The organism is Spirosoma lituiforme (assembly GCF_054776635.1).
In genome coordinates this window covers 709,503-735,409 of the sequence record NZ_BAAHBO010000002.1, presented here as the reverse complement: position 1 = coordinate 735,409, position 25,907 = coordinate 709,503, and the positions used below count along the sequence as shown (strand labels likewise).

Annotated in this window: 22 protein-coding genes; 10 read left to right on the top strand and 12 right to left on the bottom strand. The window is 49.5% G+C overall.

The genetic code is table 11. The annotated features are described in order from the left end of the window. Positions 1-7 precede the first annotated feature (7 nt). From ACYU87_RS11460 to ACYU87_RS11435, 6 genes are read right to left on the bottom strand one after another with little or no spacing between them, the layout of a single operon-like run. Complete coding sequence (locus ACYU87_RS11460) at positions 8-1,279, bottom strand: beta-ketoacyl-[acyl-carrier-protein] synthase family protein (RefSeq protein WP_461134202.1); 1,272 nt, start codon at positions 1,277-1,279, stop codon at positions 8-10. Next, complete coding sequence (locus ACYU87_RS11455) at positions 1,272-1,718, bottom strand: 3-hydroxyacyl-ACP dehydratase FabZ family protein (protein ID WP_461134201.1); 447 nt, start codon at positions 1,716-1,718, stop codon at positions 1,272-1,274. Before ACYU87_RS11455 ends, ACYU87_RS11460 begins: the two co-directional genes overlap by 8 nt. 11 nt (positions 1,719-1,729) lie before the next feature. Beyond that, the gene (locus ACYU87_RS11450) at positions 1,730-2,524 is read right to left on the bottom strand and encodes an SDR family oxidoreductase (RefSeq protein WP_461134200.1); all 795 of its coding nucleotides are present in this window, start codon (positions 2,522-2,524) and stop codon (positions 1,730-1,732) included. Continuing rightward, on the bottom strand, positions 2,521-3,573 hold the full coding sequence (locus tag ACYU87_RS11445) for a type III polyketide synthase (RefSeq protein WP_461134199.1): 1,053 nt from the start codon (positions 3,571-3,573) through the stop codon (positions 2,521-2,523). The genes ACYU87_RS11450 and ACYU87_RS11445 overlap by 4 nt, the downstream gene beginning before the upstream one ends. Further along, the gene (locus ACYU87_RS11440; RefSeq protein WP_461134198.1) at positions 3,570-4,283 is read right to left on the bottom strand and encodes a methyltransferase domain-containing protein; all 714 of its coding nucleotides are present in this window, start codon (positions 4,281-4,283) and stop codon (positions 3,570-3,572) included. The genes ACYU87_RS11445 and ACYU87_RS11440 overlap by 4 nt, the downstream gene beginning before the upstream one ends. A gap of 4 nt (positions 4,284-4,287) precedes the next feature. Further along, positions 4,288-5,466 carry an NAD(P)/FAD-dependent oxidoreductase gene (locus ACYU87_RS11435; RefSeq protein ID WP_461134197.1) on the bottom strand — a complete coding sequence of 393 codons (1,179 nt, stop codon included), beginning with the start codon at positions 5,464-5,466 and terminating at the stop codon, positions 4,288-4,290. A 303-nt stretch (positions 5,467-5,769) separates the two neighbouring features. On the opposite strand from ACYU87_RS11435, the gene ACYU87_RS11430 reads away from it, so the two are divergent. From ACYU87_RS11430 to ACYU87_RS11420, 3 genes are all read left to right on the top strand, one after another. Beyond that, on the top strand, positions 5,770-7,110 hold the full coding sequence (locus ACYU87_RS11430; protein ID WP_461134196.1) for a sugar porter family MFS transporter: 1,341 nt from the start codon (positions 5,770-5,772) through the stop codon (positions 7,108-7,110). A gap of 26 nt (positions 7,111-7,136) precedes the next feature. Beyond that, positions 7,137-8,030, top strand: a complete 894-nt coding sequence (locus tag ACYU87_RS11425) for a carbohydrate kinase family protein (protein WP_461134195.1) — start codon at positions 7,137-7,139, stop codon at positions 8,028-8,030. Positions 8,031-8,123: 93 nt separating this feature from the next. Continuing rightward, complete coding sequence (locus ACYU87_RS11420) at positions 8,124-9,656, top strand: glycoside hydrolase family 32 protein (protein WP_461134194.1); 1,533 nt, start codon at positions 8,124-8,126, stop codon at positions 9,654-9,656. 41 nt (positions 9,657-9,697) lie between these two features. Here the strand turns inward: ACYU87_RS11420 and ACYU87_RS11415 are convergent, their stop codons facing one another. Beyond that, positions 9,698-10,015, bottom strand: a complete 318-nt coding sequence (locus ACYU87_RS11415) for a hypothetical protein (protein ID WP_461134193.1) — start codon at positions 10,013-10,015, stop codon at positions 9,698-9,700. A gap of 659 nt (positions 10,016-10,674) precedes the next feature. Between ACYU87_RS11415 and ACYU87_RS11410 the strand changes: the two genes are divergently transcribed. The 4 genes from ACYU87_RS11410 (at position 10,675) to ACYU87_RS11395 (ending at position 13,520) form a co-directional block, all read left to right on the top strand. Continuing rightward, a complete protein-coding gene (locus tag ACYU87_RS11410; RefSeq protein ID WP_461134192.1) occupies positions 10,675-11,310 on the top strand; it encodes a hypothetical protein in 636 nt (211 codons plus the stop codon). An 11-nt stretch (positions 11,311-11,321) separates the two neighbouring features. Next, a complete protein-coding gene (locus ACYU87_RS11405; RefSeq protein WP_461134191.1) occupies positions 11,322-12,020 on the top strand; it encodes a hypothetical protein in 699 nt (232 codons plus the stop codon). A gap of 241 nt (positions 12,021-12,261) precedes the next feature. After that, positions 12,262-12,687 (top strand): hypothetical protein, encoded by a 426-nt coding sequence (locus ACYU87_RS11400; RefSeq protein WP_461134190.1) that lies wholly within the window; start codon positions 12,262-12,264, stop codon positions 12,685-12,687. A 104-nt stretch (positions 12,688-12,791) separates the two neighbouring features. Beyond that, entirely contained in the window at positions 12,792-13,520 is a 729-nt protein-coding gene (locus ACYU87_RS11395; protein WP_461134189.1) for a 3-keto-disaccharide hydrolase, read from the top strand. Between the two features lie 3 nt (positions 13,521-13,523). Here ACYU87_RS11395 and ACYU87_RS11390 read toward each other — a convergent pair whose 3' ends face one another. The 4 genes from ACYU87_RS11390 to ACYU87_RS11375 all read right to left on the bottom strand — a co-directional run bounded on the left by ACYU87_RS11390 (position 13,524) and on the right by ACYU87_RS11375 (position 16,982). Continuing rightward, positions 13,524-14,555: an aldose epimerase family protein gene (locus tag ACYU87_RS11390; RefSeq protein ID WP_461134188.1), complete on the bottom strand. Its 1,032-nt coding sequence runs from the start codon at positions 14,553-14,555 to the stop codon at positions 13,524-13,526. A 93-nt stretch (positions 14,556-14,648) separates the two neighbouring features. Then, a complete protein-coding gene (locus tag ACYU87_RS11385) occupies positions 14,649-15,473 on the bottom strand; it encodes a TIGR02757 family protein (protein WP_461134187.1) in 825 nt (274 codons plus the stop codon). Next, a complete protein-coding gene (locus ACYU87_RS11380) occupies positions 15,473-15,685 on the bottom strand; it encodes a hypothetical protein (RefSeq protein ID WP_461134186.1) in 213 nt (70 codons plus the stop codon). Before ACYU87_RS11380 ends, ACYU87_RS11385 begins: the two co-directional genes overlap by 1 nt. A gap of 7 nt (positions 15,686-15,692) precedes the next feature. After that, entirely contained in the window at positions 15,693-16,982 is a 1,290-nt protein-coding gene (locus ACYU87_RS11375; protein ID WP_461134185.1) for a LysM peptidoglycan-binding domain-containing protein, read from the bottom strand. A gap of 357 nt (positions 16,983-17,339) precedes the next feature. Here ACYU87_RS11375 and porX point away from each other — a divergent pair, with 357 nt between their 5' ends. Next, entirely contained in the window at positions 17,340-18,938 is a 1,599-nt protein-coding gene (porX, locus tag ACYU87_RS11370) for a T9SS response regulator signal transducer PorX (protein WP_461134184.1), read from the top strand. A 111-nt stretch (positions 18,939-19,049) separates the two neighbouring features. Here the strand turns inward: porX and ACYU87_RS11365 are convergent, their stop codons facing one another. Beyond that, positions 19,050-20,282 carry an ROK family transcriptional regulator gene (locus tag ACYU87_RS11365; RefSeq protein ID WP_461134183.1) on the bottom strand — a complete coding sequence of 411 codons (1,233 nt, stop codon included), beginning with the start codon at positions 20,280-20,282 and terminating at the stop codon, positions 19,050-19,052. A 758-nt stretch (positions 20,283-21,040) separates the two neighbouring features. Here ACYU87_RS11365 and ACYU87_RS11360 point away from each other — a divergent pair. Both ACYU87_RS11360 and ACYU87_RS11355 read left to right on the top strand, forming a co-directional pair. After that, positions 21,041-24,154, top strand: a complete 3,114-nt coding sequence (locus tag ACYU87_RS11360; protein ID WP_461134182.1) for a SusC/RagA family TonB-linked outer membrane protein — start codon at positions 21,041-21,043, stop codon at positions 24,152-24,154. Positions 24,155-24,161: 7 nt separating this feature from the next. After that, on the top strand, positions 24,162-25,760 hold the full coding sequence (locus ACYU87_RS11355) for a SusD/RagB family nutrient-binding outer membrane lipoprotein (RefSeq protein WP_461134181.1): 1,599 nt from the start codon (positions 24,162-24,164) through the stop codon (positions 25,758-25,760). Positions 25,761-25,907 lie beyond the last annotated feature (147 nt).

Below are 25,907 nucleotides of genomic sequence, written 5' to 3'. Positions count from 1 at the left end.
TTCTTATTTATGATTGAAATTTGGTTAAAACAACGCACGCATTGACGTCGCCAAAGCCAAAGTTAGCTTTAGCGATGACATTAATATCTTTCCTGATCAACTCATGCGGAATTTGATCCGGTGCGATCAGAGCTGCCGTGTCGGGGTGTACATCGTCGCAATTGATAGACGGGTAAATAAAGCCATGCTTTAGTTCCAGCACAGCAGCTACGCACTCAAGGCTGCCTGCTGCGCTCAGGCAATGCCCCACCATGGATTTCAGGGAATTAATGTACGGGAAATCAGTACCCTGCCGGCCTAGGGCGTTGCACCAGGCGTTTATCTCGGCGGAGTCTTTGCTCGTAGCGGTCAAATGGCCATCAATAAGGTCAATGGCCTCCGGCTGAACGTTGGCTGCGATCATGGCCTGCTGAATACAGCGTTTAACCGCCGATGCATTGGGCGCCGTCATGGAGCCTCCGCCCCGCTGACCACCCGAGTTCAGGTGACCACCCAGCACTTCCGCGTAAATGGGTGCGTTGCGTTCCAGGGCCGATTCCAGCGATTCAAGAACCAACGCACCAGCTCCGCTGCCGGGCACAAACCCGCTGGCTGTAGCGCTCAGGGGCCTCGATGCCCGTTCGGGCGAATCGTTGAATTGGTAGGGCATGACGCGCATGGCGTCGAAGCCTCCCCAGATGTAAGGACCGTGATCGCTGCAACTACCCGACAGTACCCGTTTGGCCTGACCATTTGCAATGCGTTCGTAGCCAAGCAATAGCGCTTCGGTTCCCGTTGCGCAGGCCGATGAATTAGCCGTTAACTGATTGCCGCAACCAATCATGCCACCCAAATAGGCGCTGACACCACTGGTCATGGTTTGAACAACGACTGTGCTGCCCAGCCGCCTAACCTGCCCCTCATCGACTTTATAAATGGATTCTCTGAACTTATCAATGCCTAAAATGCCGGTGCCAAATACGATGCCGCTGTCCCAGTCAGGTTCGTCGCTGGCAATGGGAAGGCCCGCGTTCTGCCAGGCTTCCATCCCCGCAATGACGCCATAAATAATGCCGCTACTGTTGAGTTGACGAAGTTGTAAGTCCGTAAAATACTGTCGCTTAATGGCCTCGGTAACGGGGGGAATGCCGCCAATCTGACACGAAAATTTAAGATCAGCCAAATTCTGCTGAAACGCAATGCCACTTCGGCCAGACTGGATAGCATCCAGAAAAGAATCGATGCCTACCGCGTTGGGAGCGGCCACACCCAGGCCCGTAATAACGACGCGTTTACGCATGATCGGTTGGTTTTATCATACCCGAAATAGTGCCCCGGCAAACCAGTTCGCCCCGGCTGTTCAGCATCTCGACTTTACAGGTTAACTTATTAAAGCGAAAATACTCTTTTGCTGATTGAACCGTAACGGTTTCGGCAGGGAAAACGGGCTTATAGAAGTCAATTTTCGTACTTGTCATGGCAATACCGATGTCATCGGTCAGCGTCTGATCCAGCAAAAAAATGCCCAGACAAACGACGCCGATCTGCGCCATGACCTCGGTCAGAATGACGCCGGGTGTCACGGGGGCCTGCTTGAAATGACCCTGGTAAAAAAACGAATTCTCCGGAAATGTATACCGGCCTGCCACCCCGTTTTCGTCGATATGGTGTAAGGTATCGACAAACAGAAAGGGCTTGGCGTAGGGAAGTTTTTCGAGAATGTGCGTAAAGGTCTGCAAGGGAAATACGTCTATTGAAGGTGTTCTCCACCGTTAACCGGAATAACGGCACCGTTGATCCATGCTGCCTCATCTTTGCACAGCAGATAAACCACATTAGCCACATCTTCCGGGGTCGTGAGCCGTGAAAAAGGGTTTCGTTGCCGGCTGTGGCTGACCAAAGCATCGGCACCCGGAATAAGGCGCAGTGACGCGGTATCGGTAACACCCGCCATAATGCAATTGGCCCGAATGCCAAAAGGAGCCATTTCCAGCGCAATGCTTCTGGATATAGCTTCCAGCGCTGCTTTAGCCGCCGAAACAGCCGCGTAATGCTGCCAGGCTTTCTGACTTCCCTCGCTGGTGAAACTAATAACACGAGCATCGCCCGCAAATAATCCCGCCGAAAACAGGGCTTTGGTCCAGTCGTACAGGCTAATCGCCATGGCGTCAATCGTCAGGGCGAAGTCGTCGTGTTGAAGCGGTCGCTGGTCCGCCGATACAATGGGTTTTAAGTTGCCTTTGGCGATGCTGTGAACCAAGGCTCTCACTTTCCCGGTTTCGCCCAACGTATTAGTCAGGGCGTCAATAACACTCGTTCGTTTTTCGGGATTGGTCGCGTCGAGGTTGAATTGTTGGAGTAAAATGCCCTCGGCTTCCAGGTCCGAAAAGGCCATATCCACACTAGGCAAATCAACTCGGCGGGTCCGGTGTATCAGACAGAGATTCATACCCTGTTGGGCCAGTTTTCTGGCCGTTGCCAGTCCCAGCCCGGTACTGCCGCCCAGAATGACCGTCCAATAGTTGTTGCCCTTAAAGTCGTTCACCACTGTAGAAGAACGCGTTGCGCTGTAAAACCGGGACCAAAACTGAGCATAAGACCATAATCCCCTTCGGCCAGGGGTTTATCCATAAAGCGCTCCAGCACGTACAGCACGGTAGCACTCGACATATTTCCGTAAAGCCGCAGCACCTCTTTGGTATCGTCGATATTCTTGCCCAGTTTCCCGAACAGCTCCTGAATAACTTCAACGATTTTTCGTCCGCCGGGGTGGAAAATAAGGTGAGCGATATCGCTGATCACTAAGCCGTTTTTTGCCAGAAAAGGATGGACAATGGCCGGAAAATGAGCGGCAATCGTTTCCGTAACGGTTTTGTCGAGGATCATTTGCAGGCCACTATTCGTCAGGTTGAAGCCCATCATGTGCGTTGCGTCGTAGAAATGATACATCTCTTCCGAAACGACCTCTGGCCCACGATCCGCTTCGTTGGACGACAGCAGTACACAGGCGGCTCCATCCCCAAATATGGCCGCACTCACGATATTGGCCATCGAGAAATCATCCAGTTGAAAGGTAGCCGTGGGCGATTCGACGGCGAGTAGAGCCGCTCGTTTTCCCGGATTCGCTTTTAGAAAGTTTTTTGCGTAGATAATTCCGGAAACACCCGCCACGCAGCCCATCTCGGTGACCGGCAACCTGACAATGTCCTGTCTCATCTGGAGGCTGTTGATCAGATAAGCATCCAGTGACGGAATCATGACGCCGGTGCAGCTCACCGTAATGAGGTAATCGATATCGGTTGTTTTCCAGTTTACTTTGGCGAGTGCTTTGGTTAGGGCATCCTCGCCCAACTTGATGCACTCACGGCTGTAAATGGCGTTTTTTTCTTCGAAAGAGGTTTCGGCAAACACCTCTGTCGGGCTCATAATGGAGTATCGACGATCGACAGCCGCGTTTTCGAAAATCTTCTTTACTTTTCGCTGAAACCGACTTTCCTGACCATTCAGCCAGGTATCCAGAAAGGGAAGAATATCAGTTGTATCCCGCCAGTTTTCGGGTAATGATTTCGCAACGGCCGCTATTCGTACACTCATATATTTTTGATGATCCATTGATAGCGGAAAGCCCATCGCCAGGTAACACGATAAGCGTTTAACCGTAATTGGTTTGAAAAAGACACTAACTCCTGCTTTTTAAAGCCACGCAGAATAGAGGTTAACCCATCTTCCCGAGACATATCGTTGAGCCGAAACACAAAGCAGATGAGCTGAAATAATCGGTAAGCTATTGCCGAGCGCTGCAAGTCATTGACCACCACACCAAGCGTTGCTTTCTTTGTGAACAGACCCATCAGCTGCAAAATTTCACTGTCGCTAAAATGATGCAGCGTCAGCGTACACAAAGCAATGTCGTAGGGTACAGCCGCAAAATCATCGTCGAAAATGTTCTGGACCGCATACGATACGCTTGGATAGGCTGTAGAACAAGCTCGTGCGTGGCTGATGGTGTAAGCATTTGCATCGACCCCCAAAATATTGACCGAGAGACCTTCTTTTTGAGCAAAATCAGCTACGGCCCGGCACATATCGCCATTGCCGCAACCCACATCGACTACCGAAAGCGTTTTCTCTTTTGGCCAGTTTTTGGTCAATTCCCTTATGCCGTTCAGCGTGATACTATTGCCGCCCAGCCATTGGTTAATGACGGCAATCTTATCCAGCGCGTCGCGCAACACATCGCCTTCCAGCGAAAAGTCATCCATGATTTCTTCCCTGGATGTGCGCTGTGCTGTAGATAAAAACATTCGACTACGTTCGTTGATGGTTTAGTGAGGTATGTACTGACAACGGCTGCTGCGTAACCAACAAGGGTTGCCCATGTGTTTGTTTGATAATACTAGGTAATAGCCCAGGTACCAGGTGCAAACCACTCAGCAACGTGGCTGTGGTTCTCGGTGAAGTAAGAATGGACTGCACGATACGACCGGTCAATAGTCGGTTTTTAAACTCCGCCGACCAGGCTTTGGTGTACTGTGCCTCCAGCGACAGGCGAGTAGGCAGTTCCCCCGCAAAAAAACGGATAATCAATTCAGAGGCCAGCTTGGCACTATGAATGGCCATCGCCATGCCGTTCCCGCAGAGTGGGTGAATCAATCCGGCAGTATCGCCACACATAAGAATGTGGTTTTCAACGGGCTTTTTTCGGGAAAACGAAATCTGGCTGATAGTCAGTGGTTTGTCGAAGAGGGGAGTGGCTCCCGCAAAAAAGTGACGCAGGTGCGGATTCTTTTCGAGAACCTGCGTCTGAAAAGAATCCACGTTTCTAAACGGCTTGAAGCTACGGTAGTTTGCCAGGTAACAAGCATTGACGACCCCGTTCTCGACCTGAGACAGCCCACAATATCCGCCATCAAAATTGTGAAGCGCTACCTGGTCGTCTGGAACATTAGCGTAGTAGTGTGCTTTTACCCCCAACCAAGGTGACTCTTTCTGAAAAAATGCCCGATGCAGCCGTTTGTCCAGTTGGGAGCGCTTCCCATAGGCACCAACCACGATTTTAGCGGTATACGTCTGTTTGGTTGCGGTCGAGATGGTGAAGGCGTCGTTGTCAAACGCAACATCCGTCACTTCCGTTTTCTGCTCGATAGCCACGCCCGCCTGGTGGGCAGTAGTAGCTAAGAACTGATCAAGTGCGTATCGACTGATACCGAACCCGCCCAACGGAAGCTTACTCTCAATCGTTTTGCCGGTAACGGTACTCAACAAAAAACGGTGAATACGGGTTGGTTTCAGTTCGTCGATGGCAATGCCAAGGTATGTCAGATAGGGTAGTACTTCGTTGGAGACATATTCTCCGCATACCTTCTGCTGGGGATACGAATGCTTCTCCAGCAGCATGATGCGCAGATTTGATTTAGCCAGATGAATAGCCGCCGTCAAGCCCGCCAGGCCGCCACCAATAATCAAAACGTCGGCATCATATATCATCTTGGAGGTATCGTCGAAAAGAGAACGAGCGTACGAGGGAATAGGTTTTATTTTTTGAGTTAGTCGTCCGGGTGCTTCGGCAGGCCTGGGTTCTCTGGTGAAACTAGACTGTAACAAAATTGAAAATCAATGTATCAAAACTGAAAATGATTTTGTTAGAAAGTTAGTAAGTAGCTGAAAATGAGTTGTTTTTGGATGGCGTCTTATTTCGAAACTATTTGAACGATTCCCGAAAGGCTTCCCGACTAGGATCGTCTAGTTTTGATTCGAAGTTACTAGTTAATCGCCCACTTCGCATTAGCCATGAGTCAGAAACAACGAATCTTTTTTTGGTCAATTACGGCTGCCCTGGGTGGCTTCCTCTTTGGCTTCGATACGGCTGTTATTTCGGGAGTCGAACAGTCACTGCAAACGCTATGGCACCTCAATGTCTGGGAACACGGCCTTACCGTTTCCATTGCGCTGATCGGTACGGTTATCGGCTCCATGCTGGGTGGTATTCCGACTCAGAAATTAGGCCGCAAAAAAACGCTGTTCTGGATCGCCATTCTGTATTTGCTGGCTTCCATCGGAACGGCGCTTTCCACAAACTGGTCTGTATTTCTCATTTTTCGTTTTCTGGGGGGACTGGGCGTTGGCGCGTCTTCGGTGGCCGCCCCTATGTACATAACGGAAATTTCACCGGCCAAATCGCGGGGGAAACTGGTCGGGCTGTTTCAGTTCAATGTCGTGCTGGGCATTCTGATTGCCTACCTGTCGAATTACCTGCTACAAGGCATTGGCGAAGAGTCGTGGCGCTGGATGCTGGGCGTTCAGGCGCTACCATCCCTGATTTTCCTGATCGCCGTACTGAACATTCCCGAAAGCCCACGCTGGCTATTACTTGAGAAGGGGAAACGGTCCGGTGATGCTGTGACAGAAGCCCTCGATGTACTGAACATGATCGACCCGGATACGGCCGAGCAAACCCTGGCTGATATCCAGGCCAGTAATCAGACGGCGATTGCGTCAACCGGGTTGTTTTCGGGCAACTACAAAACACCCGTCATGCTGGCTGTCCTATTTGCTGTTTTCAATCAGGTATCCGGCATTAACGCCATCATTTATTACGCACCCCGCATCTTCGAAATGACAGGACTGGGCAAGAGTTCGGCACTCCTGTCATCAACGGGCATAGGATTGATCAACCTTATCTTCACCATGATCTCGATGAACCTGATTGACCGGTATGGTCGGCGGACGCTGATGAAAATTGGCTCTGTCGGGCTGATCGTGACACTAGGGCTGGTGGCGAGGGCGTTCTATGTAGAGGATTTCAGCGGTATGACCGTGCCCTTGTTGCTGTTTGGCTATATTGCCTTCTTCGGTTTCTCGCAGGGGGCGGTCATCTGGGTGTTTATCTCCGAAATTTTTCCGAACGAGGTACGGTCCAGCGGGCAGGCCCTTGGGAGTTTTACGCACTGGCTGATGGCCGCCATTATCACCTTCACGTTTCCGTATCTGGCCGAACATTTTGGCGGGGGAAACACGTTTCTTTTCTTCACCATTATGATGGTTCTGCAACTCCTGTTTGTTGTCCGGCTGATGCCCGAAACCAAAGGCACCAGTCTGGAGCAGATCGAAAAAACATTTGTCGTCCACTAATCCATTAACTCTTTTCTCCTTTGATTATGACACCAACGATAACCTGTTTCGGCGAAATTTTATGGGATGTATTGCCAACCAGCAAACAGCCCGGCGGTGCGCCCATGAACGTAGCGGCCGACTTACGGAACTTTGGCATACATGCGCAACTAATCAGCCGCGTCGGCAGCGACGAACTGGGCCGTGAGCTCCTCGAATTTCTGGACCGGAAAGGGTTGCCCCTTAATCTGGTTCAGGTTGGGCAGACACACCTCACGGGGGTAGCCAAAGCCAACATATCGGATTCGAATGAAGTGACCTACAAAATTGTTCAGCCGGTAGCCTGGGATTACATTCAGCTGGAGCCGGAGTTGCTCAGCGTGGTCCGGAACAGCGACTTCTTCGTATACGGTAGTCTGGCGGCTCGTAGCCAGCAAACGCACGATACACTGATGGCTTTGCTGGCTGTTGCGCCCCGGAAAGTATTTGACGTAAACCTGCGCGCCCCCCATTTTAACCGGGTCACGGTGGAGGAGTTGCTAAACCAGGCTACTATCGTCAAACTCAATGAGCATGAACTTGTAGAGCTGGCGAGCTGGTACGGCGAGGAGAATGATCTGCACCGGGCCATGCACCAACTACGCAGTCTCTACGAACTCGATAAGCTCATTGTAACCCTCGGGGAGCACGGAGCTGTGTTGCTGGATCAGGTCGGATTGCATAGTCAGGTTGGTTTTCCGGTCGATGTGGCGGATACCATAGGCAGTGGCGATGCCTTTCTGGCGGCTTTTCTGTACCAGACTTTACAGGGAGCGTCTCCGCAAAAAACACTTGAGTTTGCCTGCGCTACCGGGTCTTACGTGGCTACCCAACAGGGTGCTACACCCCTGTTTTCCGAAGAGACAATTGTAACCAGCATACTGTCTGCCCCTGCCATTTAGCGGTTGAGATACGGACAAAGGTCAACGTTAATTAATGGGCCTGAACTCCAATCATCAGAACAGCCTTCATTTCCTCCGAATCTACTCCCTATCATGCGAAACGTGTTTCTGTGCTCCTGTCTGCTGGCTTTATTGACTCATGGCTCATACGGTCAGGTAAATCAGACGAACCTAAAGCCGGAGTTATACCGGCCTCAATACCATTTTTCGCCAAAAGCGCACTGGATGAATGACCCAAACGGGATGGTCTACATCAAGGGTACGTACCACCTGTTTTTTCAGTATTACCCGGATGGTACTACCTGGGGGCCTATGCACTGGGGTCATGCGACCAGCAACGATATGGTTCGCTGGCAGGAGCAGCCAATTGCCTTGTATCCAGATAGTTTGGGGCTGATTTTTTCGGGTAGCGCAGTCGTTGATGTGGCCAATACGAGTGGTTTTGGGAAAAACGGTCAGACGCCCATCGTCGCTATTTTCACCCATCACAATAGTAAGTTAGAGAAGGAAAAGTCAGACAAGTTTCAGTACCAGAGCCTGGCGTACAGCCTTGATGAGGGAAAAACCTGGACCAAGTATGCCGGTAATCCGGTGCTTCCCAATCCGGGCATTACGGATTTTCGCGATCCTAAGGTGCGGTGGTTCGAGCCGCAGAAGAAGTGGATTATGACACTGGCGACGAAAGACCGGATCACGTTTTATTCATCCCCAGACCTGAAAAAATGGACCAGAGAAAGCGAGTTCGGTCAGGATCTGGGAGGCCACGGAGGGGTATGGGAATGTCCGGATTTGTTTCCCTTGGAACACAATGGCAAAAAAGCCTGGGTGTTGCTGGTGAGCGTTAATCCTGGCGGACCAAACGGGGGGTCGGCGACGCAGTATTTTGTGGGTGACTTTGACGGTAAGCGTTTTAAACCGTACTCGACCAAAACCAAGTGGATGGATTATGGAGCTGATAACTACGCCGGTGTCACGTTTGCCAATACCGGCGACCGGACCATATTAATGGGGTGGATGAGTAACTGGCAGTATGCCGGCGTTGTTCCTACTTCTCCCTGGCGTAGTGCCACAACCGTACCCCGCACGCTCGGCCTGAGCGAAGTGGATAAGGAATTGTACCTGACATCCATACCCGTAAAGGAATTGAGTGTACTGAATGGCCCGGCAGTATCATTAACTAATCTGGCCGTCAAGGGACAATACGATTTGACCGCTAAAACGAAAAACGATTCAGGTATATTCAGGCTGGATGTAACTACCCAGAGCACGGATGATTTCTCCATTGCGCTGGCCAACGATCAGGGCAACGAACTGGTAATCGGCTATGACAAAGCGCAGAAGGAATACTACATCGACCGTAGCCGCTCGGGAAGAACAGATTTTGAAAAAGGATTTGGCAAGCGTCACACTGCCCCCCGTTTGTCATTGGGGAACAATAAATCGCTTACTCTCCTGGTCGATGCGGCCTCTGTCGAGCTGTTTGCCGATAATGGGCTCACCGTCATGACAGACATTTTCTTTCCCGACAAGACGATGACTAAGTTGTACATTAGGTCGGCTGCCGGTATTACAGTTGATAAGTTAACCTATACCCGGCTTAAGGCGGCAAGTCAGACCGGGCTATAATAGCTGTTCGATAAACAATCAGACTGGACGCCAGCTCAGTGCTAGAGGGCAGAAGTGACTACTTCTGGAACCGGCGTTTCGTTGGGCTGTTGACTGTCACCCTGCTGGCGGAGGTTTTTGGCTATTGTCGTGATCTGGTCACCCAGAGGCCCCTGTTCTTCAATAGGGGCCTTGTCGTATTTACTTTGCCGTTTTGATTCCCAATAGAAGAGCTCTGTTTTGGCGTCGTAAATACCAATAGGTTCTTTTTCATCCTGGTCATGTAAGCGCTGCAAAACGGCTTCAGCTTCCGCATGAGTAGCACTGTATATATGGTAGAACTGCTCCCTGAACAGGTAGATAACGGAGAAACGATTCATGCTGATAAACGGAAAGATGAAGTTAAAGCGCCACTCAGTTTAGCGATTTAACGCTAACAGTCAAAGAGGGTAAAATGGAACAGAAAATGCAAGCGTTAAGTAGTTAATTAGCCGGTTAAGTATATACCACTGATCGGCTAATTAATTTATAATCAAACCCTAACATCGTTCAGACTTCTGTTTGATAACAAGGTAACTAGGCAGCAAGGTAAAATGGTTTTTAATTAATGGTATAGTACAATAATTACTTCTTATGTTTTTACCGCTGACATCACTATACGCAAATGACTTGAACAGGTGACAACCGTAACATCAGCCGAGAATGAGTCTGTTCGATTCTATATCGCCGGAGCAAAAAGGGATCGTGTTGTACTTTTAGTGGAAATCACATAATCGAACAGGTAAGTATTTTATTCAGCAATAGATTCTCGGTAGCAGCTAAACACCCATATCAGTAGGTAATTGTACATGCCCAGCGCGAATACGTCGAATATAAATGATTGACTAATAGCTTGTTTTAAGTTGACAAGTAGGGCCGGGCTAATCTACTTTTGATCAAAAAGGACCTATGGAAGCTCTGTATTATCTACAGCCCGCCTATGGTTTAGTGACACACCAACGATATGAGGAGTCAATACATACAAACATTCAAACCGTTTTTGGCAATTATTTTGGTTACCGGTGTGTCTGGGTCTTTACTGGCTCAGAAAGCCTCCGATTTTTACAGCTTATCCGCCCGGCCCAGTAGTGGAATTGGATTTAGGGTAGGCTTGAATTACTCCACACCATCCGTCACAGCAGCCGTTGTAAAGCCACCATTTTTTACGAGCCATCTGGGTGGTGTAGAGCCTCAATTTGGTTACTACTTGGGAGGCTTCCTATACAAAGACCTGGCCCGTGATCGCTTAACTTTTCGGTTGGACGCTACCCTGCAAATGAAGTCTGCTCGGGCGGCTTATAATGGAAACACGGTATTTAACGCTACTTATTATTACCTGGGAGTCTCTCCGCTCATCGGTCTGCGACTGACCGATAGATTAACGATCTACACGGGGCCGGACGTGAACGTACAGATAGCCAGAGGTAAGTCATGGGGAAAAGGATATCCGCTGGAACTAGGTATTAATGCGCGCGTTGCGTATTCTTTCGGCCGATTTGGGGTCGAAGCAGGGTACTTCAGAGGCTTTACCCGAATAGACCGATTCGAAGCCGGCGGTATATCTGGAGGGCCTGTCATCAACGATATTTATAATCAGCATGTGCAGACAGGTATCAATTACCGTTTGGATCAATAAATACGACTGGTATGACGAAGTTTTTACTACGTATCGTCTTTCTGGCAATTTCATTCGCTGGGCATGCGCAAGACCGGGTTTCTGGCACAGCACCAGACTCTATTCAGCAGTTATATTTTCCAGTTACGAAAGCCAGGCAACTTATCAAGGCAGGTATTGGATTACCGCTCTTTCGCCAGAGCTCAGTATCGCCCCCGTTCAAGACTGTAGCCCTTGATGTCATAATGGAGCGTAAGATCAAACGCGGATTTTCAGTGGTCGGGGGACTGGAAACCCATTACTGCTTTAGCCAATATGCTCAACTATACACTATAGAGCTACCCTTGGGCCTGCGCTATTATTTCTCACTCGGAAAACGAATGAGAAGTCGGCCCGACCCGCATGGCTTTTTCAGTTATTACATTGCGCTGCAAACGCACAATGCGCTCTTTTCAAGCTTGTTCTACAACACACTAAATCCGAGCGTACAACGATACTACCGGGGACGTACGTTAGCCTATGACACAAACGTGGGCAAGTACGATGAAGCCTTCAATATGATGCAGCACGCCTATCTCCAGGTGGGTTCTCAGTTTCGACTACCGAAAAGTACTTATCTGGATGTCAACGTCGTTGTTCCTCTTAATCAGCTGGTATACACAAAAAATGAGCTAACACTGGCTGTACCAGCTTACGTAAACATCAAGTATGGCATCGCTTGGCAGAAGTAAATTAATAAGTATAACCAAACTAGGTCACCATTCAGTGTACCCCCCATACCAGTCTGGCTTGCTTCCTGAACCATCATGTTTCTGTTGGTGCCCGGAAGGCTGTAACAGGAATACTTCCCGGCAGATACGGAATTCGCTATAGATTCCGGCCGATGCAAAGACACACCAATCCAAATGCAACCATTTTTGGGAAAATAATGAATAGTTCATTTCACCTTACAATACGATATCGTCAGCCCCTATGCGTCTCTCTCTATTTAGCGTAGTTGTTTTTTGTGTTCTTCTTTGCTTGGCCAGTTGCGATATTAACGCCATAGGGCCATATTATAATCTGGGTAAATTCCAGACCCGCATCATTGCGGAAAATAAAGCACTGGCTTACCTGGCCCGTAATTATGATAAATTATCATCCTCTGACTACGAGAAAGTTAGCTATATGTTTGACCAGCTGACACCTGTTAACCGGTTGAAGAATGCTGTGTGGTATAGCAAGGCAAACCAGGAATTGAGGCTTGAAGCTGACTTGGGGAGTGGCATTTGTGCCGCTTGGAAAGGAGTAAATAAAGATGTTTTACTCCAGCTAGCCCTTAGCTCGAAAGGGTTGATAAACGCTGATTCACTTGGCCAATCAACGGGAATGAATTACCGGGACTGTGTCAGAAATTAGGGTAAAACGCTGAAGTAGTAGGACGGTGTAGCGAATTATAGCTACCTGATGAGGAGTTTAAAGACGAACTTTGTCTTTAGTAAGTTCAATCTAGTATAAACGCTATGTCGCTTCGGCTGTCTATAATCGGCTTTTTGTTTTGCCTGCCTCTTGTTGGGGTGCAGGCCCAAACGCTCAACACACTGTCGTCTCAGGAGAAAAAAGAGGGGTGGAAACTGTTGTTCAACGGGCAGAATACGGCTGGCTGGCACAAGTATGGTGCAAAAGGAGTGGGTTCCTCCTGGCAAATTGAACAGGGTGCTCTGAAACTGAATGTGCCCAACCGAGTGGGGAATAAAGCGCCGGATGGGGGCGATCTGGTAACCGATGTAGCTTTCTCCGGCGATTTTGAACTGGTTGCCGAATGGAAAGTAGAGCGGTTTACCAACAGCGGTATTTTCTTCTTTGTGCAGGAGGAACCCCAGTACAAAAATATTTTCGATACCGGTCTGGAACTTCAGGTACTGGACGATGCCATCTACGAGGGGGCCAACGAGAATAAGCATCGTGCCGGTGATTTCTTCAGTGTGGCCAATGCCCGGGTCCGTGAATTACAGCCTGTTGGTAATTGGAATAAAGTTCAATTCACATTGAAAAAGAATAAGTTAACCGTCTCCTTGAACGGCTACAGCATCCAGGAACATGATTTGAACAGCGCTGAATGGAAACAGCGTGTCGCCACCAGTAAACTGAAAGACGCTCCCATCAGTAAAGGTAAATATACCGGGAGAATCGGCCTGCAGGACTGGGGCAGCACGGTCTGGTTCCGAAATATCAAAATGCGCTCGTTATAGCCGCTACGACAGCCTTACCCAAATAACACCGGAGAGGGTTTCGCCGGGGTTCAGTACAGTTAATCCGTCGCCATTGTTAAATGAATCTACATTGGCTGTGAGCGGCTCGATGGCAATACTGTCCCGGCGGGGAGGGGTGTAGCAAACGAGGTAGTTAAGTTTATTGGCGCCCGTTTGCTGACCAACAATAAGCTTAAGACCTGTCTGAATTGATGTCAGAATAGTCTCGGCGAACGGATCTGGCGCACCAGGTTCGCTGGTTGGCTCAATAGCGAAAGCCGTATCCAGTTGCTCGCCTTCCAGCTGAATGGTGCCACCCGGCTCAAGATCGTGTCTGCCTTCGGGAATCATATTGTCATTGAGAACAATAGGGGCCCGGTTAGGCAGCGATAAGCTCATTTGATCAACCGGTTGCTCGGACAGCGTAAAATAAGGATGCCAGCCAAAAGCGGATGGACTACGTTTCGAGCCTGTATTCAGTGCCGAATAACTGATTTGCAACGCACACATGCGGTCATCCTCCGCGTGGTTTCCGTAGGTCAACCGGTTAGCCTGCACGAGTTTGTAGGTAACCGTCAGGGCAAACGGAAACGGGTAACCAACCGTGTCACCCTCATAATCATAACGGACAACCAACTGAGCGTATGTTTCGGTTACTTCCTGATTAACAACCGTAAAGGGCCGCCCATGAACAAAGCCATGAATGGCGTTATCCCGCTTCATTTCGTTCATTTTCAGGGCGTAATCCTCCCCTTCGAAATGATAGATCCCGTGCCGGATGCGGCTGGGAAACGGATAAAGTAAGGCCCCTGCGTACCCTTCATCGCTGAAAAGGGCCTGCGGTGATTCGGGGGTCAGTAAAAGGGCAAACAGATCGTGTCCTTTTCGTAGCACCAACCGGCGCAGAAGGCCTCCATACCCCGGAAGAATGGTAATGAACTCGCCTGTTTCGGTATGTTCGAGTATGTATTCGATAAGTGGGTCAGTTGCCGATGGCAGCGTGCCAAATTCCTGTGTTGTTATCTGAAAGGGCATACGATGAAAAATGCAGGTCAGTCAATTTGTAATCTTTCCTGCCTGTGTATTGTTTGGTGGAGCGATGAAAAAGGCTGATTAAACCTGGAAAATTTATAATTCGCCCTCTACGCCCAGGCCAAATAGCGCAAAATCGTACCGAACGGGGTCCAACGGATCAAACTGCCGAAGCGTTTCGGTCAAGTCGAGCGCGGCTTTCCAGTCGGTCTGGGGCCGGGCAAGTAATTTCAGATGGCGGGCCACCCGGTTGACATGAACATCGATCGGTATGACTAACTGGCTGGGATGCAGGCGTGTCCAGATGCCGAAGTCAACGCCCCGGTCATCCTGCCGGACCATCCAGCGTAAAAACATCAGAAGCCGCTTGCAGGCCGAGTTACGCGCCGGGGTAGCAATGTGTTTCCGCGTGCGTTCAGGGAAAAAATCGGTAAGGCCGCAAAACCGGTCGTGAAAAACAATGAGCGATTGCTCAATTGTGCTTGGCTCGGTTCGCGGGCTGGCCGGTTCGGCTGACAATTTCCAGGCTACGGTCGGTAGAAAAGCATCTTCCAGAGACTCATGTTCCTGGTAATAGTGCCGGAAAAAGTGGAGAAAATACAGTGCGTCGGTGGCGTTGAAGGTGCGGTGTTTGAACGCCAGAAATCGCTTGAGGTCACTCTCCTGATGATGACGAATGAAATCATAAGGAGCCCCGTCCATCGACTCAACCAGCTCGTTTGTCTTTTTCAGGATAACCGGGCGTTGACCCCAGGCCAGTACGGCCGCCCAGAATCCCATGATTTCGATGTCCTGCTTCCGGCTAAAGCGGTGGGGAATGCTAATGGGGTCGCGCTCAATGAAGGAAGGCCGATTGTATTGATCGGCCTTCGCGTCTAAAAAGTCTTTTAAGGAAGAGCTGGTTGTAACGTCATCCATCATTATTTACTCTTTCCGCCACTAACGATCCAGGCTGCGGCTCTGGAGATTCCCGAAAAAATGGCCAGCAGACCAGACATGACAAAGGTAAAGACCGCAATGAACGGATAGGCCAGCGTAAACATAATGCTGAACGTTAAATAGCCCGGCGAAGCTTTCATTTGTTCGTCGCGCTCACGGTGGCGTCGAGCAATGCGTTCTTCTTTCGTTTCCATAGATGAGTTATCGAACAATGTAGCTTACTTCAGCCCGAAAACGCCGATCCTCGGGTGAAAGTTTCGCAAAGGCCTGCGTCGATAATTTAATTAGAATCTTGTCATTGACCCCTGTGTTGGGCAAACGCCCTATGACTTTCACCCAAAGGCTCTGGTTATTGAACTCGTTTCGAACCTGCACCAGGGTGCCGATGGGCGCCGTTCGGTGCAGGGCCAGATACTTTCCTGAACCATCGTTCCCTTCAATCATCTCGGCCACTCCGCTATTGGACATCCGGCGGCCCCGCGTTGGCATGGGGGCGTCATTGCCGGGCCGGGGAGGTTCAATGACTTCGGCCGGTTTCTCCGTCGATTTTTCCGATGCCTTGTCCGTAGCTTTCTCCACTGGTTTTGCGTTTGGCCGGGTTTCTGGCTCGACTGCTTTCTCCACTGGTTTCGTAGCGGGCCGGGCTTCGGGCTCGCTCGGCTTCGTTGTCGTTGTAACGGAAGGGGGCAGGGACGGGCGTTCGGATTTCGACTCAACTGGTGTTGTTGACTTCGGTTCAGCAGACCGGGTATCCGCTGGTCGGGTACTCCCATGCGGGGCTGGCTCCGTTTCAGTCCGTCGGGTAGGGGGCTCGGTTGTTTTGGCCGGTGTTGCCGGGGCCGACGGCATACGATCTATGTAAGCCTTTTCCGAAACGATCAGCGCCTGACCGATCAACACGTTGTTTCCGGGCAGGTTGTTCCATTTGCGCAGATCGGCCTGCGACACGCCATACCGGCTGGCCAGGCTGTATAGCGTTTGCCGGGGTTCCACAACGTGGATACCTGCTTTGGCCGGGTCATCGGCTCTGATAATTTGTCTGCTGGCCGATTTTTCGGTCTTTGGTTCCTGAGGTGCCGACTTCTCTTTCGGCTCCGTTACAGCCTTTTCTTTTTCCGCTACTTTGGCTTCTTTTTTCTCTGCCTTTTCCTGTTTCTTAATTGCTTTATCAACGATTTTTTCTTCTTTCCGGCTCAGGGCACCGTCAGGAATGGGAATTCGGACCAGCTCAGCGTACTTAACGGTATTGGCCAACGTTGGGTTAGCTGCTTTTATCTCCGCTACCGAGCGGCCGTATTTGCGGGCAATGGCGTAGAGCGTCTGGCCCTCATCGACCCGGTGAATAATAAATCGTTTACCTTCTTTTTTTTCAATGCCGATTGAGTCAGCAGCAACCTCCTTTACCAACGCAGTCGGCTTAGCGTCGACAGCATGGAAGTACAGGGTGCTGCTTAGCAACCATAAAGTGGTGTGAACAGGAATCTTTTTCATGGGTCGTTATTAGCCGCAGGTAGTCGAAGTGATGCACAACGGCCAACCCTACAAACGGCGTGTCGTTTAAAGTTAACGCAAAAATAGGTCTGTTTTTATACAGAGTGAATAGCTGATCATCGGCTAATTCAGGCTCAAAAAACGATTTGGGTATACTATTTTTGCTGAAATTTCGACAAAAATACCCTTTTCGGCTGTTAAAAAACCTTAATGCCGAACCACCTGAACAGTAGCCGCGGTTTGCTGTTTAACAATGAAGGGGTAAGGAGTCAACGAGTACGTGCTGCCGATGCATTCATCAGGGCAACTTTACTAAGCTCTGTTCCTGACTCCCACCTTCGCATTCCTTATAATCTTATGCAAAATTACTCGATACTCTGGGCCGACGACGAAATAGACCTTCTGAAACCCCACATTCTTTTTCTAAAAAATAAAGGATATGACGTTACCTCTGTGAATAGTGGTGCAGACGCGCTGGATCAGGTTGAGCAGACCAATTACGACGTTGTGTTTTTGGATGAAATGATGCCTGGTATGACAGGGCTGGAAACGCTTGCGCAGATAAAGCAGATGCGCCCCAACCTGCCGGTGGTTATGATTACCAAAAGTGAAGAGGAGCACATCATGGAAGAGGCTATCGGCTCCAAAATTGCCGATTACCTGATCAAACCCCTCAACCCCAATCAGATTCTGCTGTCGGTAAAAAAGATTCTGGATAACAAGCGGCTCGTAACGGAACGCACAAACATCGGCTACCAGCAGGACTTCCGAAACATTTCCATGCAATACAACGACCGCATGGATTTCGACGAATGGGTCGATGTCTATAAAAAGCTTATCTACTGGGAACTGGAACTCGATAGTTCGCAGGACAAGAGCATGCTGGAGGTAATGAACATGCAGAAAAGCGAGGCAAACTCCGAATTCTGTAAGTTCGTGATTGATAATTACGAAGACTGGCTAAACGAGCCAAAAATGGAGAGCCCCGTCATGTCGCATCAGCTGATGCGAAAGAAGGTATTTCCCCTGGTAGAGGCTGCCGCATCTGGTGGGTCACCTGCCGGTGGGGCACCTGCCAGTGGGGCACCACTGTTTTTCCTGCTGATTGACAACCTGCGTTACGATCAGTGGAAAATTATTGAGCCTCTGCTGGCCGAATACTTTACCGTTGAGGAAGAGTCGTCGTACTACTCTATTCTGCCAACCACGACCGGGTTTGCCCGGAACGCCATTTTCTCGGGTATGATGCCCAGTGAGATGGAACGTAAGCACCCGGATCTGTGGGTGAACGATGACAGTGAAGACGAAGGGCTCAACAACCACGAAGAGGAGTTTCTGCGTCGGCAGCTTGATCAGAGCCGCCTGAATATCAAGATGTCGTACCACAAGATTCTGAACGTCAATCAAGGAAAATCGCTTGTCGATAACTTCAATAACTTGTTGCAGAATCAGCTGAATGTTGTGGTTTACAACTTCGTGGACATGCTGTCACACGCCCGCACGGATATGGCCATGATCAAGGAACTGGCCCCCGACGAGTCGGCTTACCGTTCCATTACCCGGTCGTGGTTTCTGCACTCGCCTTTGCTGGAGTTCATTCAGAAAATTGCGGCTAAAGGCGGTCGCCTGATTGTTACAACCGATCACGGAATGATTCGGGTGCAGAAGCCAGCCAAAATTGTTGGGTACCGTGAAACGAACACGAACCTGCGTTACAAGCAGGGTAAAAACCTCGGCTTCGATGATAACCACCTGTTCGTTGGGCGTAAGCCGGAGCGATTATTCCTGCCTAAACCGCACGTATCAACCGCTTACGTATTCACGCTGGAGGATTACTTCTTTGCGTACCCCAACAACTACAATTATTACGTAAATCACTACCGGAATACGTTCCAGCACGGCGGAGTATCGCTCGAGGAGATGATTATTCCATTCGCGTATTTAAAAGCGAAATAGGGGAGGAGTATAGTCTGTTTTTGACAAGACTTCGTGAAAAAGGATAAAAAGCAATGGCACAGTTTCTACACAAAGTAGACTGTGCCATTGCTTTTTATCCTTTTTCGCTTATCAATAATTCGCGAAAATATCTTCCATCATGTAGGCATGCGTGCCCAACCATTTGGACGTCCCTTCCAATTGGGTAAGTTCGATCGTCATATCATTTCGAAAATCGCTCAGACAGTACTTACTGATGGCTTGCTCGATGGTGTTCAGGATAAAAGCAGCTGCTTTGGCCAGTACACCGTCGACAATAATGATTTCCGGGTTGAACAAACTAATAGCAACGGCCAGCCCTTTGCCCAACTGAAAGCCGGTTTCATGCAGTACATCGATAGCATAGGAATCACCGTGATGAGCCGCGTTGATAATTTCGTCGATGTCGATTTTCTCGACCTGATCCCGGAAAGAAGCCATTTTGGAAACCTGACCCGCCAGAATATCCCGTTGTACCCGCCTAACCAGGGCGGAGGCTGAAGTAATGGTATTCAGGCAGCCAATTTTACCGCAGTAACAAAGTTCACCCTCTGGATCAACCTGAATGTGCCCCAGTTCACCGGCAAAACCGCTGGCTCCCTGAAATACTTCGCCGTTTACGACGATGCCCAGCCCCACACCCCAGTCAATATTGATGGCCAGCACCTGCTTTTTACCCTTGGCCCCGCCAAACCGACTTTCACCAAGTACGGTCGCTTTGGTATCGTTGATGAGATACACAGGCTTGTTGAGCTGCTCCGATAACTCTTGTGTGAGCGATTCTCCCGTTTGCTGGAGATGCATATAGGTCAAGTTGATGCCCCGGCGTGCGTCAATCAGACCCGGCATAGAGACCCCCACGGCAATAACATCACTGGGTTTGATGCCCGACTGAGCCAGGCTATTGGCGAAGTAGTGCGTCAGCGACGACAGAAAAGTCGGGTTGTCCTGAAGCCGCAAATCATAGTCTCCCCGAAAAATCACTTCCCGGTAGATGTTCATGAACAGGATTTTCGTGTCATGCGTGCTGACATCCAGTACGGCTACGTAATTATGTTGCGTGTTCAGGCCGAACAGAACCGGTCGACGTCCATTACTACCGGTAGCTGTACCGATGGGGGTTACCCACTGTGACTCGATGAGCTCTTCGACCAGACTCGTTACGGATGGAACACTGCTGTGCAGCATTTTGGTCAGGTGCGCGAGTGTACAGGTTCCTTCGGTGTACAGATGCGCCAGTACCTGTCGTTGTTTCTGATTTTTCTTATAATCAACAACCGATTGTAAGATCGGCGCTTCTTCGTCAATGGTAAACGGTGTATTCATAACGAACAACTAAGGGTGGTCTCCAGAGAATGTGCTACTGGGTAGAAAGGCGGGATTAAGAGGGCAAAGCGCCCGAAATAGCTGAACTACTTGTGTGAGCTTAGTACATTATTTTAATAACTTCGCTAATTTGCAATAAATAATAGATAAACTACGGCTGTATATTAAAAAAAATGATTTAACGATAGCTACAGCTTTTGTTAGTTGAGCGTCTTAAGTTACCCGAGACAAGTTATTCAGATGACGAGCAGGGTTCAATCGTTAGCGCTTTACACGCCTTAAACATATAAAAGGAAGAACCCTCATTTATATACGTTATCAGAGTGAAAATACTTAATTCACATTTTTTCTGCCAAAGGTTCTACTCAATAAAGAATTAAGCACACGCTATTAAGAATTCATTAAAAATATAACAAATAGATAATGGTGTTGTACTTGACCGCATAGAAGTAACGCTTGATTCAAATATGGTTTATTTATAAACTACTCATTTTAAAAAAAATTACAAACTTGTTTTTTCCATTCATATATTTGTCAAAAGAAGTGCATAGGTGAAATTTCTGATGGAAGAAGCTTATTTGTTCTCCATATAATTCGGTTTACATAACCCCTCCAAAAGATTATTTCAAGGATGCGCGGTTGCTGCGCGATGTAAAGCTGGTGTTACTCAGTTTACAAATTGAGCCAGCTTGGCCATCAACAGCAGCGGAATGCCGGTAATAAAGTTTTTATTAATCTAATCAAGTATCACTACTACCATGAAGTCAACATTACGTAAAGCCATTCCCGGGCTACTACTCTTTCTGGGATTGTGGATTTTCGGTGCTGCGCCTTCTGCTTTCGCTGCCGACAGCGAAATAACGGGTCGAGTAACCGACGAGAAAGGCAGCGAGGTGGCCGGAGCCACTGTAACCGTGAAGGGAACCACTCGCGGAACGAACACAGATGGAAGCGGTCGCTACCGGATAACGGTACCCAATGCGAACGCCGTTCTGGTGTTCTCTTACATTGGCTACACCAGGCAGGAAGTTGTGGTAGGTAACCGGTCGGTTATCGATGTGACCCTGGCTCCGGGCGAATCTGTCTTGCAGGAAGTGGTCGTAACGGCTTTAGGAGTATCTAAAGATGCTCGTAAAATAGGATACGCCGTAACAACGGTTGATGCCAGCGCCTTTAACAAAGCGCGCGAAAATAACATTGGTAACTCGCTGGTAGGTCGGGTAGCCGGTCTGAGCGTGAAAGGAACCAGCAGCGGACCTGGCGGTACATCCAAACTGTTGCTACGCGGTATGCCCAGTATGAACTCGGCAGGTTCACCCCTGATCGTTATCAACGGTGTGCCAATGGACAACACGCAGCGGGGTAGCGCCGGTGAGTGGGGTGGTGCCGATGGTGGCGATGGGTTGGGTAACCTGAACCCGGATGATATTGAGACGATGACCGTCCTGAAAGGGCAGTCTGCTTCGGCGCTGTACGGTGCTCGGGCATCGAACGGCGTTATTCTTGTGACGACAAAAAAAGGCCGTAAAGGTGATTTCGCCATCGAGTACAACATGAACCTGACCGCTGATCATGCGCTCAACCTTACTGATTTTCAGTACGAATACGGTCAGGGTTTAAATGGCCAGAAGCCAACGACGCAGGCACTGGCGCAGCAAACTGGCCGGATGAGCTGGGGAGCTAAACTGGACGGAACGAACGTCATTCAATTCGACGGTAACCAGTATCCATATGTTGCCCAACGCGACAACATCAAGAACTTCTACAAACTGGGTACGAACTTCACCAACACAGTTTCGGTAACGAAAGGTGGTGACAATGGCTCATTCCGTTTATCGCTGTCGAACCTGACCAACAAATCGATTATTCAGAACAGCGGTCTGGATCGGAAAACGATCAACCTGACGATTGACCAGAACATTACGCCGAAACTGAGCTTCAGCGTACTGGGTAACTACATCGATGAGCGGGCTAACAATAAGCCTTTATTGAGCGATGGTCCCCGGAACCCAAACAACGGTCTGTTACTAGCTACCAACATCGACGAGCGTATTCTGGCACCAGGTTATAATACCACCACGGGTCAGGAGATTGTTTTCAGCGATGATAACTACGTAACGAATCCGTATTTCGTTGTTAATCAGAACATCAACAACAACTTCCGGAAGCGCCTTATCTCGATGGTTTCGACCAAATACCAGTTTGCCGACTGGATTTATGCACAGGCGCGGGTGGGTTATGACAACGCAAACGACCGTATATTCGATGTAACGCCTTGGGGAACGTCGTACTCGATCAGCAGCAACCCGAAAGGACAGGGTCAGCTTAATGATCTGTCAAACGCGCAGCGGACGGAATTGAACCTGGACGGATTGATCGGCATCAATAGAACGATCACGAAAGATTTTTCGGTGAATGCCTTACTGGGTGGTAACATCCGGAAGAACAACTACGAAAAAGTTGGTGTTAGCGGTAGCCCATTTGTACTGCCTTATTTGTACAGTTACAACAACGTTGTCAATTACGGACGTAACTACGCTGTGTCGAATACAGAAGTACACTCTGCTTACTACAACGTGGATTTTGCTTACAAGACCTTCCTGACATTGAGCACCACCGGCCGTTACGATGCGTACTCAACGCTGCCTAGTGCGAACCGGGCGATCTTTACGCCTTCGGTTTCGGGTGCTTTCGTTTTCTCGGATCTGGTCACAATTCCCAACCTGAGCTTTGGTAAACTTCGGGCTGGTTATGCTGTAACGAGTGGTGAGCCAACAACGGCTTATGGAACCAGCGTATATTATAGCGTAGGTAATGCATTCAACACAATTCCAACGGGTACGTTTGCCTCAGCACTACCAAACCTGTTCCTGAAACCATTTACCAAAACAGAACTGGAACTTGGTCTGGAACTGAAGTTCTTTGGCAACCGCCTGGGCTTTGACGTTTCGTATTATACGCAGAAAACCAGAAACGAAATCATGCCTGCTAACTACAGCTGGGCAACGGGTTACTCGAGTGGCGTAGTGGGTACGGGTTCGGTTCAGAACCAGGGTCTGGAAGTGCAGATCAACGGTACCCCAGTTCGTAACTCGAAGTTTACCTGGAATACCTCGCTTAACTTAACGTCGGTACACAACAAGATTTTGCAAACCGATGCCAGCAACAACCCGATCACCTTGGGCTCAAACCGGGCTACGTTGGGTAATGCCGTGACAGCGTTCGTCGTTGGCGAAGCGGGTCCACAAATTCGGGCGTACGATTACCAGTACTCATCAAATGGCCAGATCGTTGTGGATGCATCGGGTCTGCCCGTTCGTGGTAACCTGATCAACATGGGTACCGTTCTGCCAACCCTCTTTGGTGGTCTGAACAACGAATTCATCGTAGGTGGCTTCAACCTGTCGTTCCTGATCGATTACAACTACGGTAACAAAATCCTGTCGGCTACGGAAAACTATTCGTACCGTCGTGGTCTGAACAAAGCTACGCTCGTTGGTCGCGAAGGCGGTATTACCACGGGTGTAACATCGGATGGCGTAGCGAATACGAAAACAGCTACACCCCAGGATTACTACACGGCCCTGGCAAACAACGTAACCAAGATCAGTGTCATTGGTGGTGATTTTATCAAAATGCGCCAGGTAACGTTCGGTTACAATCTGCCAGCAAGCTTGTTCGCAAAACTACCCCTGATTCGGGCTGCTAACATCTCGCTGGTTGGTCGGAACCTGTTCTACATCACAAAACAGGCAAAGAATATCGATCCAGAAGCTTCGTTCGGCGCGAACCTAGCCTACTCGGGTATCGAAGGTGCCAATTTGCCTGCTACGCGTAACTATGGTTTTAACCTGAACATCAAGTTTAAATAAGACAACAATGAAGAAGAGAATAATTGCAGCAACCTTCCTCATCGGAGCGCTTCAGGTCGGATGTACGGATAAATTTGATGCGCTGAATACCGACCCGACACGCGCTTCATCCAGCGTATTTGACCCTAACCTGTTGTTACCCAGTATTCAGTACAACCACGTGAATGCTACATCGGGCTATAATGGACCTATTTTGTTCCAGGCCGGGTGGGTACAAATTCTGGCATCGACCAGCTCGGGTGGAGCAAACTATTATACCAACGCCGATAAGTACGTTATTTCGAGCAATACGAACGACTACCTGCAGCGTACCTGGAACATTGATTACAATGCGGCCAGTTATGCCTATGAAATGGAGCAGTTAACCAAAGGCGTGTCAGCTCGTTCGAACCTGAATAACATCGCTGTCATCATGCAGGTCCTGACGTTGGCAACCATCACCGATACGTATGGTGATGTACCTTATACGCAGGCATTGCAGGCTAAAGCGAGTGGTATTACTACCCCCGTTTACGATTCACAGCAAAGCATCTATGCATCGCTGTTGAGCCGTCTGGACGCGGCAACGGCAGCGTTGAGCACGTCGGGGGATATTCCGACAAATGATGCATTCACGTACAAAGGCGACATTACCAAATGGAAAAAGTTTGGCTACTCGCTGATGTTGAAACTGGCGATGCGCCTGACGAAAGTTGATGCAACCACCGCAAAAACGTATGCAGAAAAAGCGGCCGCGGCTGGCGTATTCGCCAGTGCCGACGATGATGCTTTCGTACTGGCCGACAACGCAAACGGATATGGCAACAGCAATGGCCAGGCGTTGACGACACTGGATGATATCTACCAGGTTCGCTGGAGCAAAACGCTGATCGATTACCTGAAAGCCAACAACGATCCCCGTCTGAGCATCATTGCTGAAGTACCGGCGTCAGGTCTGGCGGCTAACCAAAGCGCAACCAGTTCGGCTAATTCAGCGGCAAGCGCGCAAATGGGCTTGCCAAACGGATACGATCTGAATGGGGGGGCTACCGACATTACGAAAGCACCGAATTATCCGGGTGCAACCGGTTCAGGTGCCGATGTAACCCCAATCGGTAACTACTCGCGTCCAACGCAGATCTATCGCTCACGGAACGCTCCGTTGTTCGTACTGACCTACGCCGAGACCGAATTATTGCTGGCTGAGGCTGCTACACGTGGCTTCACCGTAAGCGGTACGGCTGCTCAACACTACAGCAATGCGCTGGTGGGTGGTATGCTGGCGCTGAACCGGTTCGGGGCTACGGTTAGCTCGGCTACGGCAACCGCCTATGCCGCTACGCGTCCCTTGGTAGCGGCCAGTGCGCTGCAACAGATCAATACGGAATACTGGGCATCGACGGGTATCATGATGAACTTTATGGCTAGCTGGAATAACTGGAAACGGTCGGGCTACCCTGCACTGACACCCGTAAACTACGTTGGTAATTTCTCGAACGGCATGATTCCCCGCCGTCAGCCTTACCCAACCGGCGAAGCAACGCTAAACACGGCCAACTACGGTACCGCCGTTAGTAAACTATCAGGAGGAGATACCTGGACATCCCGCGTTTACTGGGATAAGTAACGTGTCTTTTTTTTGAAAAAGGTAAGGTGGCTCTTGGGCTACCTTACCTTTTTTGCTTAGTTTAGGTGGCTTTTTTATTAAAACACAACGACTGATTCGTGGTTATCCCGCTTCGTAACGCCGATAAAGTGATGAGTAACCTGCTAA